The sequence below is a fragment of the Sphingobacterium puteale genome (genome assembly GCF_003627955.1).
In the GTDB taxonomy this organism is placed as follows: Bacteria; Bacteroidota; Bacteroidia; order Sphingobacteriales; family Sphingobacteriaceae; genus Sphingobacterium; species Sphingobacterium puteale.
This window is the reverse complement of sequence record NZ_RBWS01000005.1, coordinates 230,435-250,241: the sequence shown is the minus strand read 5'-3', so window position 1 is coordinate 250,241 and position 19,807 is coordinate 230,435. Positions and strand designations below refer to the sequence as shown.

At 42.5% G+C, this 19,807-nt stretch carries 12 protein-coding genes; 7 read left to right on the top strand and 5 right to left on the bottom strand.

Going from position 1 to position 19,807, the window contains the following annotated elements:
- Positions 1–7: 7 nt before the first annotated feature.
- The 4 genes from D7322_RS06555 to D7322_RS06540 are packed head-to-tail and all read right to left on the bottom strand — an operon-like array spanning position 8 to position 4,736.
- Positions 8–1,891 (bottom strand): amidohydrolase, encoded by a 1,884-nt coding sequence (locus tag D7322_RS06555; protein ID WP_121122465.1) that lies wholly within the window; start codon positions 1,889–1,891, stop codon positions 8–10.
- 11 nt (positions 1,892–1,902) lie between these two features.
- On the bottom strand, positions 1,903–2,664 hold the full coding sequence (locus D7322_RS06550) for a M17 family peptidase N-terminal domain-containing protein (protein WP_121122462.1): 762 nt from the start codon (positions 2,662–2,664) through the stop codon (positions 1,903–1,905).
- 4 nt (positions 2,665–2,668) lie between these two features.
- Positions 2,669–4,063, bottom strand: coding sequence for an alginate export family protein (locus D7322_RS06545; protein ID WP_245971271.1), 1,395 nt, complete (start codon positions 4,061–4,063; stop codon positions 2,669–2,671).
- Between the two features lie 37 nt (positions 4,064–4,100).
- Positions 4,101–4,736: a hydrolase gene (locus D7322_RS06540; protein WP_121122458.1), complete on the bottom strand. Its 636-nt coding sequence runs from the start codon at positions 4,734–4,736 to the stop codon at positions 4,101–4,103.
- A gap of 559 nt (positions 4,737–5,295) precedes the next feature.
- Between D7322_RS06540 and D7322_RS06535 the strand changes: the two genes are divergently transcribed.
- The 4 genes from D7322_RS06535 to D7322_RS06520 all read left to right on the top strand — a co-directional run bounded on the left by D7322_RS06535 (position 5,296) and on the right by D7322_RS06520 (position 15,321).
- The gene (locus D7322_RS06535; RefSeq protein WP_121122456.1) at positions 5,296–8,532 is read left to right on the top strand and encodes a SusC/RagA family TonB-linked outer membrane protein; all 3,237 of its coding nucleotides are present in this window, start codon (positions 5,296–5,298) and stop codon (positions 8,530–8,532) included.
- 11 nt (positions 8,533–8,543) lie between these two features.
- Positions 8,544–10,307 (top strand): RagB/SusD family nutrient uptake outer membrane protein, encoded by a 1,764-nt coding sequence (locus tag D7322_RS06530; RefSeq protein WP_121122454.1) that lies wholly within the window; start codon positions 8,544–8,546, stop codon positions 10,305–10,307.
- A 243-nt stretch (positions 10,308–10,550) separates the two neighbouring features.
- On the top strand, positions 10,551–13,664 hold the full coding sequence (locus D7322_RS06525) for a SusC/RagA family TonB-linked outer membrane protein (RefSeq protein ID WP_121122452.1): 3,114 nt from the start codon (positions 10,551–10,553) through the stop codon (positions 13,662–13,664).
- 46 nt (positions 13,665–13,710) lie between these two features.
- Complete coding sequence (locus tag D7322_RS06520; RefSeq protein WP_183078623.1) at positions 13,711–15,321, top strand: RagB/SusD family nutrient uptake outer membrane protein; 1,611 nt, start codon at positions 13,711–13,713, stop codon at positions 15,319–15,321.
- Between the two features lie 90 nt (positions 15,322–15,411).
- On the opposite strand, the gene D7322_RS06515 is transcribed toward D7322_RS06520, so the two are convergent.
- Positions 15,412–16,821 carry an alpha-L-fucosidase gene (locus D7322_RS06515; RefSeq protein ID WP_121122448.1) on the bottom strand — a complete coding sequence of 470 codons (1,410 nt, stop codon included), beginning with the start codon at positions 16,819–16,821 and terminating at the stop codon, positions 15,412–15,414.
- Positions 16,822–16,951: 130 nt separating this feature from the next.
- Here D7322_RS06515 and D7322_RS06510 point away from each other — a divergent pair, with 130 nt between their 5' ends.
- The 3 genes from D7322_RS06510 to D7322_RS06500 are packed head-to-tail and all read left to right on the top strand — an operon-like array spanning position 16,952 to position 19,656.
- On the top strand, positions 16,952–18,370 hold the full coding sequence (locus tag D7322_RS06510) for a sensor histidine kinase (protein WP_121122446.1): 1,419 nt from the start codon (positions 16,952–16,954) through the stop codon (positions 18,368–18,370).
- A complete protein-coding gene (locus D7322_RS06505) occupies positions 18,339–19,055 on the top strand; it encodes a response regulator transcription factor (protein ID WP_121122444.1) in 717 nt (238 codons plus the stop codon). Before D7322_RS06510 ends, D7322_RS06505 begins: the two co-directional genes overlap by 32 nt.
- Complete coding sequence (locus tag D7322_RS06500) at positions 19,042–19,656, top strand: Crp/Fnr family transcriptional regulator (RefSeq protein WP_245971270.1); 615 nt, start codon at positions 19,042–19,044, stop codon at positions 19,654–19,656. Before D7322_RS06505 ends, D7322_RS06500 begins: the two co-directional genes overlap by 14 nt.
- Positions 19,657–19,807: the final 151 nt, after the last annotated feature.

The window sequence follows — 19,807 nt, the reverse complement described above, 5'->3', positions numbered from 1 at the left end:
TTGCGTATTAGAATGCAAAACATGAACAGCCTAAGGCCCCCCAGAATGCTGAATAATTGTTGATAGCAATATTGCTCATGCGGGCATGATTGTGGTTGTGAGCATGCACCTGGCAGCTGCCGCTACAAAGATGGATTGTATCCACAATATTGCTTTTTGTGGAAGCAGTATTGGGGTGATCATGCAAGGACGTTTTTGATACACGATAGTAGCCACCATAACTCTTTGTAGGTGACCAGTCAGGTAGAACGGGGATAGGCGGGGGTGAAAATGGACTGAAATCGCCATCAGCGTAGACAATCTTACCGGCAACAATCGTCAGTTCGGATTCAATCGATTTGATGGCTTCCTCGTCGATTGTAAAATAGTCGCTGTTGAGCACGGTCAGATCGGCCAGCATGCCCACCGCAATATCGCCTTTTTGCTGTTGTTCTTGTGAAAACCAGGCACTACCTTTGGTATAAAGCTGCAAAGCCGTCAGACGATCAAGTACACTGCTGTGATATAGTTGCCGTCCACCAACTGTTTTGCCAGCGGTGAGCCAATAAAGGGATACCCATGGGTTATAACTGCTCACACGGGTTGCATCGGAGCCACCACCGACAGGAACTCCCATTTCGAGCATTTTCTTGACTGGCGGTGTTTGTTCGGCCGCCTCGTGCCCATAACGATCGACAAAATATTCACCCTGATAAGCCATGCGGCTTTGAATGGCAATGCCACCACCCAAAGCCTTGGTGCGTTCGATATTGCGTTCATCGATGGTTTCGGCATGATCAAAGATCCAGGCTAGTCCATCAAATGGAATATCTCGGTTGACTTTCTCAAATACATCCAAAAAGCGACTGATGCTCTCGTTGTAAGTGGCATGTAATCTAAAAGGCCATCTGTTGCTCACCAATAGACGGACGACTTTCTCAAGTTCGGCTTCCATGTTTTCACTGAGGTCAGGTCTTGGTTGTAGGAAATCCTCAAAATCTGCTGCCGAAAAGACTAGCATTTCGCCGGCACCATTGTGTCGGTACATGCTGTCACCTTGATGTAATGGGACAGTATCAATCCATTGCTGAAAATCCTCATATTCATGTTTTGGTTTTTGTGTGAATAGGTTATAGGCGATGCGGACAGTAAGCTGACCCTCACGGTGTAGGTCACTGATGACTTTGTAGTCATCAGGGTAATTCTGAAAACCTCCACCAGCATCGATGACACTGGTGATCCCAAAACGGTTTAATTCCTTCATGAAGTGGCGTGTCGAATTGAGCTGCTCCGCATAAGGAAGTGTTGGACCTTTTGCTAAGGTCGAATAGAGGATCATGGCATTTGGGGACGCAATAAGTAAGCCTGTTGGATTACCCTGGTTATCACGTTCAATCGTGCTACCAGGAGGCGCTGGTGTATCTCTGGTGTAGCCGACGGCACGGAGGGCAGCAGCATTCAATAATGCCCGATCGTAGAGATGGAGGATAAATACTGGTGTTTCGGGTGCGATGGCGTTGATCTCTGCTAAGGTGGGCATACGTCTTTCGGCAAATTGAAACTCGGACCATCCGCCGACCACCCGTACCCATTGCGGATCAGGTGTTCGGTCAACCTGCTCTCGGAGCATACGCAGGGCATCGGCTAAAGAGGGAACCCCGTCCCAGCGCAACTCCAGATTATAGTTGAGACCACCACGGATCAGGTGGATATGGGAATCGTTGATCCCGGGGACTACACGTTTTCCGCCCAGATCTATAAGTTTGGTGCCGGCATCGGAAAATTGCATCACGTCTTTGTCAGGTCCGACCGCAATAAATTTGCCATCTTGAATCGCCACGGCGGTCACCTCTTGCTGTGCAGTACCAAAATGGGTTATTTTCCCGTTATGGAGAATGAGATCTGCTTTCATAGTCGTTGAGTTTAATTGTTTAAGGATGAAATCGCTTTTTTTATACCTTCACCTGCGGTTTCGAAAAATGCAGGGCCGGCCAATAAAGTGATCTTTTTTAATTTTGGCGATTGATCCATGTTTTTTGCTCCCAACCATTTCTGGGTTCTAAAAGCATCAATGCTGCCAAGTACGATATTTTCTGCAATTAATGCTGTCGGCGAGTCTACGCCGGCATCTTTGAGGTCGCTTGCGAAACTGAAATCCTCAACCCCTAGCCTAAGCGCTTCACGCATGGCAACGTGGGCAATATCTTTCATTTGTTCGGCATCGAAATCTTGACGGTTGCCCAAGCCGATCAACAACAGCTTTTTGCTTGCGAGTGCACCTCCTTGGGTTGGAGTCAGCAGAATGGTTTCGCGTGCGTGTCCCTTGAATTTGCCCGATTTACGCATTTCGGTAAGGGTACCATGCAATGCCTCATCCAAATGGACAAGACCATTTAGCGCTGTGGGCAATGCAGGCGGTGAGATAAAGATATCACCCTCGGTGTATTCAAAAATACAGGCTATTTGCAATTCGCTAATTGCTGCCGAAGGGCCTTGCACCAATCCTTCAATGGCAAGTCCATCGACGTTGCCCCATATTGTGCTTGTTCCTATTGCTGTCGTTTTGGGTATACCGGCGGCCGCTTGGGCATTGCTTTGTACAGGCACAATTGCCAGCGCAGCAAATAAAGCAACCAGTGTCCATTGCGGTGTTTTGTTTTGAAAAAGTCTATTTGCTATTTTCATATGATTAAAATTTAAGGGCTATCCTGCTATTGAAGAAAATTCCATTTTTAGGTGTCGTAATGATGTCTTCAATGAATGCACCTGTTTTAAAATACTGGATCCCTGACACAAGCGAAAGTTGTTTGTTGGCAGCCCAGGTAAGGTTGGCTAGATAGGCTGTGCCAATGTAGCGTTTTCGGGACATCGAACCGGCAAGATTAAATGATCCGCTGGGTCTATAAACGCCGTCCTGAAGCGATTGGCGCCAATTAAATACCAGGTCAACCTGTAACTTTAAGTTTGCAGGCAGATCTAATGTGGCATAGGGATGGATATCGATCAGGTTGACCGGACCGATCTGCGGACTAAACCCAAAATATCCACCCTTGGGATAGATGGGATTGAAAGTCTGTAGGTTGCCATCTCCAGCCTTTTTGTCGCCTGAGATATAGTCGTTGCGAAGATTGATCGAAGGTTTTAAATAGCTGTCTTCGAAGAGGTAGCCGATATCGACCGAGGCAGTCCATGCGGATATCTTTCCTTTGCCAAAGGATCCGAATTGATAGGCTCCCTCAAGATTGTAAATAAAACCACCGCCATATTTCCATATACGGGTACCAATGCTGTGTCTGGTTTCTTTGGCGACATCTTCTTCAAACATTGACCGATCACGGAATATTCCAATGTAGTAAAGATCGATGTTGGCTTGTCGAGGCATGATGATTTTGCCATAGGCACCCCAAAGGTTGATCTGTTTGGAAGGTTTGTTGTCAAAAACTCCCGCTTTAATGGTATCGGCCATCATCGCAAAAGTTTCGAGCTTGACCTTGCCGGAATTATAAGCAATTTTTGCACCTGTAAAATATCGCCTTGCGTTGGGGCCTTCACCTACGGAGATCAGACGGCCAGAACCGTAGTCAAGTTCCTGTCTGCCTATGCGTATGAGGAGCGAGCGATTAATTCGTTCGAGTATTGTCCAATCGATAAATAAATTCTGGACATTCAATTGGTCCTCGTCAATCTGCCTGGAGCCGTTTTTGCGTCCATGTTGCAAAGCTGATCGCAATTGTGTGAATAACCGGAAGCGCTCACCAAAATGGAGGTCTGCATGGAGGTTGTAGCGCTGCAGTAGAAAGTTGTTGTTTCCAAGCTGTAAGCGCCCCCAGTCTTCATTGTTAAAATCCACGTATTCTGCTCGCGCTTCCCCCCCAAGAGAGAGCCAAATTTTGTCGTCAGATGCAAGTGGCATATATTTGAGCCGCTCATAACCCCGACGTGCTGAATCGGCAAGGTTACGATAATCTTCCTCAAAACGCATCAATTTGTAGCTTTGAGCGAAGAGTTCTGGTAACAGGCCAAACAACAACAACAGGAGGGTCGCTCGACGGACATAAGGGGCTATGGGCTGTTGTGGATACACGGCGTCTGGATTATTAATTGTACTTGTTTGGATGATGTTAGGAATGTTTGACCATATTGTGGGCGTAATGGATACCTAATCCATAGCTACCACCATGTTTTTTCATCAAGTCTGTTACGGCAACATAAGTTTCATGACGAGCCCAGTCTCTTTGCAATTCTAAGAGGTACTGAACTGAAGTAATCGGTTTGACACCCCTATGGATCATACGTTGCATGGCACGTTCATGCGCTTCATGGCTCACGTCGCCACAGGCGTCAGCAATGACGTAGACTTCATAATTTTCAGCCAAAGCGGAAAGTGCAGGACCGACGATACAGACGCCTGTCCATAGTCCTGCAAGAACAAGTTTTTGTTTTCCGGCGCCAGTGATGGCTTGATACGCCGCTTCATCTTCCCATGTGTTCATGCTTGTCCTATCAATGTATCCGCTGCTAGCTTGCGGGTAATAGGTCTCAATTTCCGGAAAAACCGGCCCTGAAAAACTCTCTTCGGCGACAGTAGTGACGATTGTTGGGACATTAAATATTTTGGAAGCGCCACAGATAACTGCGACATTGTTTCTCAATTCTTCCATGGTAATGCTTTTGGTGGCAAAGGCCATTTGTCCTTCGAAATCGATTAATACAAGCGCATGGTTGCTTGGCGATAATAGTTCTGCTGATGGTTTCATAAATTATGTGTTTTAAATGTTGTTTTATGTTTCTTGAGAAATTCAATTTTTCTGCCCATTGTTTTAGTTGCTTATTTTATAGTGTGTTAGGTGTTTTGTCTTGGTTTTAAATTTGACGATATTTCGTTAAATGACCTTTTCTTCAGATATATCTATTTAAAATGATTTCCTAATGTTTGACTGTTATCCGTTTTTTTCAGCGGATACACTCAAAATTAAGCGGCCGTAATTTGCTGTTCATTGAACTAGTTTAAGAAAAAGGGGAAGGAGAAATTAATAACACGAAGAATAGCGATGCGCATACCTAGGCTAGCTCAATATTGGGATATCGCTCTTAGTTACCTCATTATCGGGAAATGCTAACGATAAATATTATTCTTGTAAAGGCTATTGTGATGTCTAAGCTGTTTATAAGTTAATTTTTCATTAAGTGATATGGTGCTAAACCTATTTAGTAGGGATTTGTATGATTATTAATTAAATATTTCTTAATATTAAGGTAAATTATAAACCAAACGAAAGTATCAATTTTGGTGCTGACTTCTAAACCAGGATAAAAATGCAGAAAACATTACTAATCAGTATGGCATTGGGTCTCTCATATCCCACATGGGCGAATGTAGAGCGTAATTATGTCAAATTGAATGAGAAAACGCAAGCTATTGCGATTCAGTCTACCGTAAATGGTGTGGTAAAAGACAGAAGCGGTGCAGCTATGGCCGGTGTCACCATCACCAATCTATCGAGTCAAAAAACGACATCTACTAATGCATCCGGAGCGTTTACCATCGAGGCTGTTATTGGCCAAAAACTGAAGCTGACCCTTGTAGGGTATAGCGAACAGGTGGTGACAGTAAACGCAACCCAATTACAACTTGTGATCGAGTCTAAAGATACCGAGTTAGAAGAAGTTGTCGTAGTGGGCTATGGAACCCAGAAGAAGGCAAATTTGACAGGTGCTGTGGATCAGGTAGGGTCAGAAGTGTTTGAGGGACGTGTCCTTGGCAATGCGAGCCAAATGCTCCAAGGGGTTGTTCCTAACCTGAATATCATCCCTGCCGATGGTAAACCAAATCGATCTCCCAGTTTTAATATTCGGGGAACAACCTCGATTGGGCAGGGAGGAAGCGCCCTGATTTTAATAGATGGTGTCGAGGGCGATCCCGGTTCGATCAATCCAAATGATATCGAAAGTGTGTCGGTACTCAAAGATGCGTCATCAGCAGCAATTTATGGTTCAAGAGGTACTTTTGGTGTGGTGTTGATCACAACAAAACGGGCCAAATCAGGAAAGACTTCGGTGAACTATTCTGGAAGTGGATCTTTCCAAAAACCGGTTACTATACCAAAGTTCGTAACAGATGGTTATGAATATGCTTCTCATTTCTTTGAGGCTTACAACGCCTGGAACAACTATACCTTAACACCTAGTAAACTGAATAAAACCCAGATTTTCACCAAAGAGTGGTTGGACGAATTTAAACGTCGTAAAGAACAGGGCATAACAGAAGACATTACTGTCGATAAGGATGGTAACTATGTTTATTATGGTAATGAAGATTATTATGGTACCTTAATAAAGGACAATACTTTTGTGCAGGACCATAATCTTTCGATCAGCGGAAACAACGAAAAGTTAGATTATTATATCTCGGGGCGTGCTTATGATTACAAAGGTATGTACCGTTATAATACGGACAAATATCAAAATTACAATACGCGGGCTAAGGCCGGATTGCAAGTGACAGATTGGTTGCGGATTGCTAATAATATTGATTTTAGTTATGCCAAATATTGGGATCCTTCTACTGCAGGTGAAGGCGGCAATATATGGCGGAATATCGCGGATGAAGGACACCCCTCGTCTCCAATTTTTAACCCAGATGGCTCACTAAGTTTTTCCGCTGCGTATACCGTAGGTGATTTTATATATGGCAAAAATGGAACCAGAAGTGGCAATCAGGATCTGCGGAATACAACCTCTTTTGAATCTAAGTTTTTCAATAATACGTTTCGCGTAAAGGGAGATCTCACCTTTAGAAGCCGTGATCTTAATTCGCTGCGTGTTAGGGTGCCAGTACCTTACAGTACAAAGCAAGGGGAAATCGTCAAACTGACGACAAATATGAACGATAACCTCTATCAAGTCAACGAAAACTGGCGCTATTTGTTCGGAAATATCTACGGTGAGTATGAAAGGACGATAGGAGATCATTATTTCAAAGGTTTGCTGGGTTATAACTATGAGCAACGCGCTTATAATGCGAGTTATATCACCAAAAACGGCCTGCTCAATGATAACGTGGAGAATATCAATCTTGCAGTGGGGCAAAGTACCACCGCAACCGCCAAATACAATAAATATAGAAATGTAGGGGTGTTTATGCGGGGCAACTATATTTTTAAAGACCGTTATCTATTTGAATTCAATGGACGTTATGACGGTTCTTCAAAGTTTCCGATTGATCAACAATGGGGATTTTTTCCGTCTGCATCGGTGGGGTGGCGTGTATCGGAAGAACCTTTCTTTCAATTGGACAAAAAGTTTCTGTCTGACCTGAAATTACGTGCTTCTTATGGTTCTTTGGGAAATGGTAACGTAGACCCTTATTCGTATCTTGATCTTTACGAGATCAAAGTCATGGACCGTTTATTAAATGGAGAAAAATCGACCTACACTTCGGTGCCTAAAGTTATCCCTGACAATCTGACTTGGGAAACCGCACGTACCGCAAATGTTGGAATTGATTTTTCATCGCTCAACGGAAAACTTACCTTTACCGGCGATATGTATCAGCGGAAGACATTGGATATGTATACATTGGGGATGGCATTGCCTGAAATATTTGGTGCTGAATCTCCAAAAGGGAACTATGCTGATATGACAACCAAAGGTTTTGAAGTCAGCTTGGCCTATAAAGATTATTTTGAACTCGATGGAAGTTCTTTCAACTGGTCTGTCAAAGCGACATTAGCAGATTATAAATCGAAAATAGATCGCTACGATAACAAGGAAGGGATTATTAAGGATGGATACTATTATGAAGGTCAGCAAATCGGAGATATTTGGGGCTATGTGACACAGGGATTGTTTCATAATCAGGCGGAGATCGATGGTGCGGCGAAACAAAAGTTGATCAAATCGTCCAATAACGGAACGATCTATCCGGGAGACATACGTTTTGCAGATCTCAATGGCGACGGGGTTATAGATTATGGTAACAATACCGTTTATAGCCACGGTGACCGAACAATTATCGGGAATTCCGAACCCCGTTATATTTATAGTTTTAATATTAACCTGGATTGGAAAAATGTATATTTTTCTACTTTCTTTCAGGGAGTAGGAAAGCAAAATTGGTATCCGAATAATGAATCTCTATTTTGGGGACAATATAATAGACCTTATAACAACCTACCGGAATGGCACCTGAACAACTATTGGACAGAAGATAACCCCGATGCTTATTTCCCGCGCTACGCTGGTTACAATGAGTCACTAAAAGTTACACCACAGACCCGTTTCTTACAGAATATCGGTTATCTACGGATGAAAAATATTCAGATCGGCTATAATTTTCCAAAATCTCTAATCTCTAAACTGAAAATTCAAAATCTACGTGCAGGCCTTTCTGGTGAAAATCTGCTGACATGGTCCCCTTTTTATAAACATACCAGAGACTTGGATGTCGGTAATGTGGGGAAATCAGATCCTACTGTAGAAACAGGTACACGCGATGGATTTAACTATCCGATCATGAAAAGCGTAAGTTTTAACTTATCCATTGGTTTTTAATATTTAGTATAATGAAAAAAATATTTTATTTACCGGTTTTAGTCTTGTTGTTCGCTTCCTGTGAATTGAAGGAATTACCAAAATCGGAGGCAACAGAAGAGGACATTTTCGGAAGCGAAAAGGGCCTGAAAAACTATAGCAATTCTTTTTATCGCAATATTACGTCAGGTAGCGATGCCTATAAAGGAGATGCTATGGCCGATTATGCGGCTGTCAATCGGGTGAATGATTTTATGGTCGAAGGAGCATATAGCAAAGAGGTGGAGGAATTAAAGGGACTCTGGACCTGGACAGCACTGCGTAATATCAATCAGATGATCGCCAAATGTACAAGCCCCAATTTAAGCGATAAGGTTAAGAATAATTACATTGGTTTAGCTCGTTTTTTCAGGGCTTGGTTTTATTACGAGAAAGTGGTTCGTTTTGGTGATGTGCCTTGGGTGGACCACCCTTTAACAGTTGATGAAACAGACATTTTAAAAGCACCCCGCGATTCGAGAGAAGTAGTCATGAAACATATCATGGAAGATCTTGATTTTGCTTATGAGAATATAACGGATGCGCCGGGAGACGGAACTACAGTAAATAAATGGACTGCACTGGGACTGAAAACACGGATCGCATTATTTGAAGGTACTTTTCGTAAATACCATCAACTGAATCTGCCGACAAAGCCCGAAACTTTTTTTCAATACGCTGTGGACGCTGGTAAGATCCTGATGGAAACGGGGCCTTATCGCCTTCATATTGCCGCCGATCCTAAAATTTCACAGCGTGAGCTTTTCATTAGCGAACAACCAATGAAAGACGAGGTGATGCTGGCTGTTGCATTTAGTAAAAATCAGGCCTTGATGAATGATGCGAACTGGTGGTGGACTTCGGCCACTTATGGCCCGCGGCTGAGCCTAGTACGCCCATTTATAAATACGATTTTGAACGCAGACGGATCCCCTTATACTGATCGTCCAAACTACGAAAAAGAAGAGTTTTATGATGAATGCCAAAATCGGGACCTCCGTTTAGCACAGCTGATCCGCACACCGGGCTATAAGCGCGGCGGTAAGGCTGCTCCGCCCAATTTCGCAAGTTATACCTATACGGGCTACCAACCCATTAAATATGCACTGGATGATCCCTACTATGACAATGGTGGATTCAATACAAATGCATTGCCCTTGATGCGGTATGCAGAGGTGTTGCTGAATTATGCGGAAGCGAAGCAGGAACTAGGAACATTTAACGATGGGGATTGGTCAAAGACCGTTGGTGCACTACGTGCTCGTGCCGGAATTTCCGGCGGAGCTAATGTGCTACCAGCCAAAGTGGATACCTATTTGAAAAATACATTCTTTCCGGGTATCTCTAATCCTGTTCTGCTGGAGATCCGTCGCGAAAGACAGGTGGAGTTAGCATTGGAAGGATTCCGTTTTAATGATCTGAAACGATGGAAAACTGGTGAATTGATGGCTAAATTACAGTGGACAGGTATCTATATTCCTGCTTTGGAAAAACCAATGGACCTGGATCGCGACGGTACTCCCGATGTACTGTTTTATGATGCAAGCAGACCGGAGCCAACCGTGGAAGGGGTGACCAAGGTGAAACTGGGTGGCGCTAAAAATTCCCAGACAATGACTGCAGATAACCATTTGCAATGGGGGATGACAATGAATAGAAAGTGGTACGATGATGGTAAACAATACCTGTACCCGATCCCTTCTTCGGCGCTTGTGCTGAACAATCAATTGGGACAAAATCAAGGCTGGGAAAAATAAGGGCTTAGTTTCTACAGTATACAAAAAGCACCGTCACAAATGTGGCGGTGCTTTTTGTATATATCGGATCCTTTATCTGCTTTCTCCTTAAATATTTTAGTGGATAAAAATTGAATCAACCATTAAGTTTTTATTAGGCTTTCATTAGGTTTCCATTAAGCATAGTGCCCAGCTGTGTATAGTATCTTTACGAGTACTAAAAAACCTTATACCTATTCAAGTAACTAATAAACTTTTTATGTTATGAATCATTTTTTTATTCAACCAAAGACTCAATATATGCTTCGTTGGAAAGCAAATTGTCATTGGTCAATTTTGCTATTGACTTCGGTAGCATGTTATTCGCCAGCCAGATCGGCTGAAATGAAAATTACCAAACCCATATTATTAAATCACCTCAGTCTACAGGATTCGTTGATTTTAGTGACTGGGCAAGTAACAGGAGTACAACAAGGATTAATGGGTATTTCTGGTGCTACAGTAGCTGTGAAAGAAAGTAAAGAACAAAGCCAAACTGATAGCAAAGGGATGTTCAGTATTCGTGTGCCGAAAAATGGCTCACTTGTATTTTCCTATGTGGGCCATCAAACACAGGTTATTCCGGTACAAGGTCGAAAAATGTTAAATGTAACTTTGCAGCTTTCGCAAACCAGTCTAAATGAGGTTGTCGTGGTTGGCTACGGCACACAGAAGAAAGCGAGTTTGACGAGTTCTGTTGCTACGGTTTCGAGTGAGGACCTTGAAAATCGTGCTGTTCCCTCTGTGATCAATATTCTCCAGGGCCAAGCCGGTGGTTTAAATATCCAGCAGACGGATGGCAATCCCGGCTATGGTTCAACTTCGGTGGATATTCGTGGTAATAGCACTTTGTCGAATAATCCGGTTCTTTATATTGTTGACGGTATTGCTGTGAACAATATTAATTACCTCAATCCGAATGATATCGCGTCAGTCAGTATTTTGAAAGATGCTTCGGCGACGGCTATTTATGGTGCCCGAGCTTCGGGTGGGGTACTTTTGGTAACAACTAAGAAGGGTAAAAAAAATAGTAAACCAAATGTACAATATAGTGCGATGTTTGGGGCACAACGCCCGGTGAGACTCCCTAAATTTGTTGATGCGCCGCAATTTGTAGATCTGTACAATCAGGCCCAGCTGAACGACAATCCAAATGCTCAGGTAAAATTCAACCCCGAATTAGCTGAAAAGTACAAATCTGGAGCCTTGCCTAGTACAAACTGGATTCCTTATATACTTGACAATCGGGCAATGCAAAACCAGCATAATTTAAGTGTGTCCGGTGGAAGTGAAAATGTAGATTATTTCGTTTCGGGAGGCTACCTAAACCAGGGCGGATTAATTAAAAATGTGGAGTATAAAAGATACAATACGCGGGGTAATGTAAATGTTCAGGTATCGAAAAGATTGAAAATTGGTGTTAATACAGTGCTGACCAAGGAAGATAAGCAACAGCCTGCTTATGGTATAGGCAATGCGCTACAATGGTCCTATATTGTTCCTGTAACCGAATATCCGTATACAAAAGGAGGAAATGACAGAAGTTACCGTGGGGGTGCTCAGCCTAATGATATCATGACAAAGGGCGGGGTCAGTAATGAAAATCTTAACACCATAAATACGAATTTTCTTGCTGAATTTAAAATTCTGGATAATTTGGTACTGAACGGAACATATAGTTATAACTACACCAATAGTTTTACTTCCGCATTTTTTAGCAGACATCCGCTTTATAATGATGATGAACAGATCGTGGTGTATGTGAATGATCCCAATAGTGCGAGTAAAGTAAATTATGCACAAAGCCATCCCACTGGAATAATTACATTAAATTATAATAAGATTTTTGGTGACCACGCGTTAAAAGCTTTACTGGGTTATTCTCAGGAATCCGATCGCTATGATTACAACGCCATTACACGTTATGATTTCTTAAACAATTCCCTAGATCAGATCGATGCAGGATCATCCGATCCAACCTTGACCAATGTGTCCGGAAACGCAACCTCTTATGCTGTCAGATCTTGGTTTGGCCGGGTAAACTATGATTATAAAGGACGTTACTTATTGGAGGCGAATGCCAGATATGACGGCACCTCGGTTTTTCAGAATAAAAAATATGGCTTTTTCCCATCGGTTTCTGCTGGCTGGATTATTTCAGATGAGAGCTTTTTAAAACCTATCACGAATGTTTTAAATTTCGTTAAATTCAGGGCATCTTATGGCCAGGTCGGCAACCAAAATGCAAGCGGATTATACCCTTGGGCGAATACCATTGGACAGGATCGATATATTCTGAATAAAAATAGCACCACGACTACCTATTATAATAATTCGCCTAATCCAGATTTGACCTGGGAGGTCAAAACAACTGCAAATGTTGGGTTGGATTTTACAATTCTAAATCATATTGATGTGAACGTGGACTTATTCAGAGAACGAACATCAGGAATTTTACGATCGCCCGTTGTGCCAAGTACTTATGGGATCGGAGCACCTCAGCAAAATGTCGGAAAGCTACAGAACCAGGGGTTTGAGGTAAGTATCGCCTACAAGAACCATGTCAATGATTTTCATTATCATGCTTCTGTTAATTTCTCTGATAATCGTAACAAAATCCTCGATTTAGGTGGGACCGGACCCAGTTACGGCGATAATCCGCTTATCGTGGGACAATCGCGATGGATATGGTATGGCCTGAAAGCGGAGGGACTTTTTCAATCAGTAGACGAGATAGCGAATCATGCAACCCAGACCCCAAGAAATATCCCCGGGGATATCAAATTCAGGGATGTCAATGGGGATGGCAAGATTACGCCTGATGATCGCGTGATTTTGGGACAGGCAACTCCTCAGTATCGTTATGGAATTAATTTGGGTGGATCCTACCGTGGATTTGATATCGGAATATTATTGCAAGGGGTTATGAGCAACCTTGCCCGTGTTAGCGGTGGAGCTCAAGTGCCTTTTTTTTATAATGGTGATGGAAATATTCTGGAATCGCAGTTAGATTATTGGTCACCGACTAATCCGGATGCACGTTATCCCATATTGCGTACAGATCAGTCCATTAATAACAGTCAGTTTTCGAGTTGGTGGTTATTTAATGCTTCTTATCTGCGCGTTAAAAATATTCAATTGGGCTATACCATGAATAGTAAAATCGTAAACAAGCTCGGTCTTTCCTCTTTGCGTTTTTTTGCATCGGCGGACAATCTATTCGTTTTTACAAATAAAGATTTTCCAAAAAGTTTGGATCCTGAAATCTCAAATTATGGTGATGGATCCAATTATCCACAGGTTAGAAATCTGAGTCTGGGTCTAAATCTATCGTTTTAAAAGAAGGGAAAGTTGATTTTTAGAAATATAAATAATGAGCAATCAAATGATAAAGTTAACACAATTATTAGGTGTCATGGCGCTCTGTATCATGACAGGAGCTTGTAACAAAAATATGTTGGATCATGTTCCCCTGAATCAGATCACAGATGAAACGTACTGGCAGTCTTCGGAGGATGCAGTGATGTTTGCAACTCGAATGTATACTTTTATGCCCCAGGATAATTTTGTATATTATGAGGGAATGAGCGATAACGGTATTAGCAATGATCCGACAACAAAACGTTTTGGCAATAGCACCCAAGATCCGACCATCAGTGGAAAAGAATGGAATTATTCACCCATGCGACAGGCGTTCAGTTTTTTTGAACACGTAGACCAAGTTCCGGGCATGGACGTCAATCTGAAAAAAAGATTGATTGCAGAAGTCAAATTTGTCTTAGCATACCGCTATTTTATTATGACTACGCTCTATGGGGATATTCCTTTTGTCAATAGTCTGATTAAGGATCCAAATGAAGCAGATCTACCAAAAACTGCTAAATCGGAGATTATAAAAAATGTTATTCAATGGCTGGACGAGGCCGCGGCAGATTTACCACAGTCTTATACAGGTGCAGACCTGGGGAGGGCGACCAAAGGTGCGGTAATGGCCCTTAAAATTAGGGTATGTCTTTATAATGAACAGTTTAGTCAAGCAGCAACTACTGCCAGGGAACTGATGGCGATGAAGACTTATAGCCTTTATCCGAATTATTATAATTTTTTTCAAAAGGACGGTGATTATTCGGCGGAGGATATTTGGTCTTTTGGCTATACCTTGTCCGTTAAGCAGAACAGCCTGAGAGATATTCTGGGGTCTCAGGCCTTGATGAACGGGCGCAATATTCTTGGGCCGACGGCCGAATTGGTAGATGATTATGAAAGTAAAAATGGATATTATCCTTTCACTAAGGATCCTGCTTATAAGTCAACAGACCCCTTTGGCAATAGAGATCCAAGGCTAAGGGGGACGATATTGTGTCCGGGGGACATTTTCCCTTACCCTTTTTTTTCCAATATAAATCAGTATGACCCATTTAATAATGCTGGTGACAGAATCGGTGGTGACCTTGGTTCGCGAGCAGGTTTTTCATGGGCCAAAAATGTAGACAGATATGATTATGTCCGATCCGGAACAAACAATTGGAAAGCTTTTCGCTATGCCGAGGTTTTATTGAATTTTGCTGAAGCACAAAATGAGATATCAGGACCTTCAAATGAGGTTATCGCTGTCTTAAACCAAATTCGGACGAGAGCAAATATGCCATCTGTCGTGCAGACTTTTGCGTTGAATGGCTGGGCAATGAATCAATCTGGTTTACGTACTTTTATCAGACATGAACGAAGGATAGAATTAGCAGGGGAGGGGCTTCGGTATTTTGATATACTGCGTTGGAAACTAGGAGAACAGGTTCTGCAGGGACCTATATATACAGTTCATGCTCCGGATGGCATTGCCTCTATAAGTACAGAAAATGGCCATAAAAACAAATATTTGAAAACTGTAGTTGATACACGGTATTTTAATAATCCAAAATTTTACGTCTGGCCGATACCTCAATCTGCAATTGATGCTTCTAAAGGGGTATTGGTTCAGAATCCGTTATGGAAATAAAGGTAATGGTAACAGGTGAAAATAAGAATTCCCGAGACGCTTTGCGCTCGGGAATTCTTACTGTTTTATATAACGGTGAATAGTCTATTTCTACCTTCTTTCTTGGTAAACACCGATCTCATTTACTACCGCATTATCCTTCTCGGGATGGATATTGAAGCGTAATTTTTCTCCAAGAACTTCGTCAAAACGAAAGATCTTAATTCGGCCTTGTTGCACCGGTGTGGCTGAAATGGAATGCCATTTTCCACCTTTGAGGTAAGATAAACTATAGTGTGATGGGTTGTCTTTACCTTCAGTGATAACCACGCTATTGAAAGCTTTGCTACGCTCAAAATCCAATTCATACCATACTTCTTTTTTAGCCTGTGGATTGGATACCCAGGCGCTACCAAAATTATCATCATTGGCAAAATCCATAATATTCATATCCTCACCCCAGCTGCTGTAAGAAGCGACTTGTTTGGCAATATTGTGATCGACAATTGGAGCCTGATAGCTTGGTAATGTGCTGTAATTAGGTTTGTTTTTGTATAATGTACCGAGGGTTTTTAAGGCTTCAAGTGCGTTTTGATCCATTAAACCATCACTATTGGGAGCTACATTGAGCATAAAGTTGCAATAGGCATTGTTGTAGGGTATAACGAATTTCTCCACAAGTTCCTTCACATCCTTTACCGGAGTAGTTGGAAATGATGTTTTCCAAAACCAATTTTGCTGTAGGGGCAAACAGGCCATGGCTGGCAGCTTATTATGTTCTTTGGAGATAAATTGTCCCGCACCCTGTTCATAGGATTTGATGTCGGTATAAAATAATGCATCGCCCGGATATTTAGCCGAATTGAGATCCATCAACAGGCATTTGGGTTGTAATGATTTGACTAAATAATAGATATCATCGAAAGGAATATCATCGTACGAAATGCGCGACCAAGGGGCATCCCAACCATCGATAACCAGAGCATCGATCTCGCCGTATTGTGTCAATAATTCTGTGAGCTGATCCTTAATCAACTGGATATGGGCTTTGGTGATCGTATGAGGGCGTATTCCCTGATGCATGTCCAGGATGGAATAATAAAGCATCACGCGCAGACCATTTTTACGGAAGGCATCGGTAAACTCCTTCACCACATCACGGTGTAAAGGGGTATTCATAACGTTATAGTCCGTGGTTTTGGTGTCCCAGATCGGGAAACCGCTATGATGTTTGGTGGTGAGACAGCCATAGGTCATATTGGCCGACTTAGCTGCCTTGGCCCATTGATCCACATTGAGTTTCGGTGATTTGAACAGCTCCAAAGGAGCATTGGGATCAGACCAGTCCTGTTCCATAAAGGTAGGCATACCATAGTGAATAAACATTCCAAATCCTAAGTTAACAAAATCGAGCTGGCTCTGCTCAAGAACTTTCTTTGAAAAACTGGACTGTGCGAATAGTGTATTACCCAACAAAAGGTAAAATAGGCTGTAAAGTAGTGTTTGTGAAATTTTGGACATAATTTGCTAATTTGTTATACTATAAAAGTACAGTTAATCGGGGTATCATCGGCTTAACAAAAGCTTAATGAAAGCCTAATAAAAACCTAATGGGTATCTTGAATCGGTAAATAGATGCTATTTTTAAACTATGAATAGCTTCAATAGAAATATATATCCCTGGGCATTTGGGACAAGTTTCTTGATTTTAACGGCCCTAATAGGCTTTTTGATTTTTAATACCTATCAACTTGAAGATAAAAACTATCAGATCGGACAGCTCAATCTGATCCAAAATGAATATGGTACAGCCATTATGGATGATAAGATTTTTCCCGGGGGCGATGCCGTATTTCAGGCGGAACTGGTTCCGTATCTGCAGACCTGGTTTAGGAAAGTCATGGAGCATTCCCCAGATGCGCAACAGTATGGCAAGCAACGGATGGAACAGTTTCTCGCAAGCATGCGTAAAAAACAGTCGCTGGACAGCATCTTTTATCGGATCGTCCGGCAGCAGCGGCTCGATACAACACTGGTCTATTTGTTTCATTTTGATGAGCTGGAACTCTACAATCCAACAGACAGTACCTGGAAGGTGTTTTATAAAAGTGCGAATGCCAATCATATGTCGGCCATCAGTGGCTCACTCAAACAGGGATCGCTCAACAATCGGGTGTTCCAGTTGGCCGTCAGCGACAGAGCACCGATTCCTTACCGTTTTACTTATAGTCTCTATGTGGATTATGAAAATCGCAACTGGCGGATCATACAACAAATGGCGCCTGTATTTTTACTTTCCTTGGCCTGTATAGCTCTTATTGTGCTGCTGAGCTACAGAACCTACAGAAATTGGGTCAATCAGCGTAAACTTGTCGATCTGAAAACAAGTTTCTTGAATCATATGCGGCATGAATTCAATACACCATTGACAACAATCTTGGTCAGCGCGCATAGCCTGATCGATCGGGAGACTGACCCGGACAATAAAGAGGTAGCTCAGTTGGGGCGTGTGGTCGAAAGGCAGGCAAAGCGGCTCAAGGACTATTTTGAACAAGTGATGGGATCCGTCGCTTTGCAGGAGCAGCGGGCAAAAATTGTACAGGTTCCCCTTGACTTATTTACAATGGAGATCCTACACGAACTGCAACTGCGTTACCAAGGAGAGATTGAAATAGATTATACGCCACTAGGGGAGGAGCTGCTATTGCAACTGGATGAGGGGTATTATTTTTCAATACTTGACAATCTGATCTCAAACGCCATCAAATTTAACGACCATTCCACCAAGACCATTCGATTGAGCTGGGAGAGGAAAGTTGAACAATATTGCCTCAAGATTGAAGACAATGGGCGGGGAATTGCTCCATCGGATAGGAACGCGCTATTTACCGCTTTCTATCGCGGACAGTCTTCGGGTGGGAAACCCGGGCTTGGATTAGGATTATACTATGTAAAATCTTGTTTGGATCGCCTAGGTTGGGCAATCTGTTTGGGAAATAGTTCCGGGGGCGGTACTATTTTTTATATTTACATTGACAATGGGTATTTCAATAGCAAAAAAAAGGATTGATATCCTGCTGATCGAGGACGAACCTGATCTGGGCGAGGTTTTCTCACGCTATCTCCGCTACAAGGGATTTAGCGTGGTGTGGGCTTGCACGATGAAAGCTGGATTGGAGGCTTTTGGGGAGCACGTGGCTAAATTGCTAATTATAGATGTGCAGCTCCCGGACGGAAATGGCTTTGATCTCGCTCAGGATATTGTGCAACTGAAGAAAGGACAGCCGATTTTCTTTTTGACAGCGCTGCACGAACGAACTTCACGTCTCCAAGGGCTGTCGCTAGGGGCGGTGGATTATATTGCTAAACCCTTTGATATGGATGAAATATTGCTTAAAATTCGCAATTTATTGGCGGTAGCTGCGGCTCCTGTACCGGATGCTGTGTCTGAGACCGGACTTCGGATAGGTCAGCTGTGGCTTGATATGGAACGTTATAGCTTGACGGATAGCGAAGGAAAGGCACAAAAGCTGACCATCCGCGAAGCAGAACTGCTGCGCCATCTGATCTTACATAAAAATCTGTTGGTCAACAAAAAGGATCTTCTTTTGTTATTCTGGGGGAATACAGATTTTTTTAATGGCAAAAGCCTGGAGGTTTTTATTTCGCGTATTCGTAAATTGCTGCAGGTCGATAAGATGTTACATATCGAGAGTATCTACGGTGCCGGTTATATTTTATATGAAAATAAGTAGCTTTGACAATAATAATATGATGTACGCAAATATTCTCAAAAATGTATCCAAGTGCATAATACTTACAGAAGAAGAGATAACACAGTTTACTGATTTGTTGACTACACGCAAAGTCCCCAAGAAAACCATGTTGTTGCAGGAGGGGGAGATCTGCCAGTTTGAAGGATATCTCCAGAAAGGCTGCGTTCGGATCTATTATCTTGATGAAAATGGTTTTGAGGTCACCTTGGCCTTTGCGGTCGAAGATTGGTGGATCAGTGATATCGCCTCCTTTCATTACCATATACCTTCGAGTCTGTATATGGAAACATTGGAAGAATGTGAACTCCTTATGCTGACTCCCGAGACTAAAGAAAAACTGCTGGATACTATTCCAAAGTTTGAACGCGTCTTTCGTATGCTGGTACAGCGTAGGCTTGCTGTGCTACAAAATAGGCTGATCCACACCATGGCAAAACCGGCCACTGAACGATATCTTGAGTTTATCGACTTATATCCGACAATATCACAACGGGTACCACAATATTATATCGCATCTTATCTCGGTGTTTCACCCGAGTTTGTCAGTATCATAAGGAAAAGACTTGCCACAGGTAAGTAATACGCACATGGTTTCTTTTTTTAAGATTAAAAGCGTGGAAAGCACCACTTAAGCCCGTATTGGAATAGATATTTGCTATCTTGGGGATAGGTTCAACTTTTAGTACGGGGATAGCTAAAGTGCTATATGAATTGATAAAATTGAATATGAT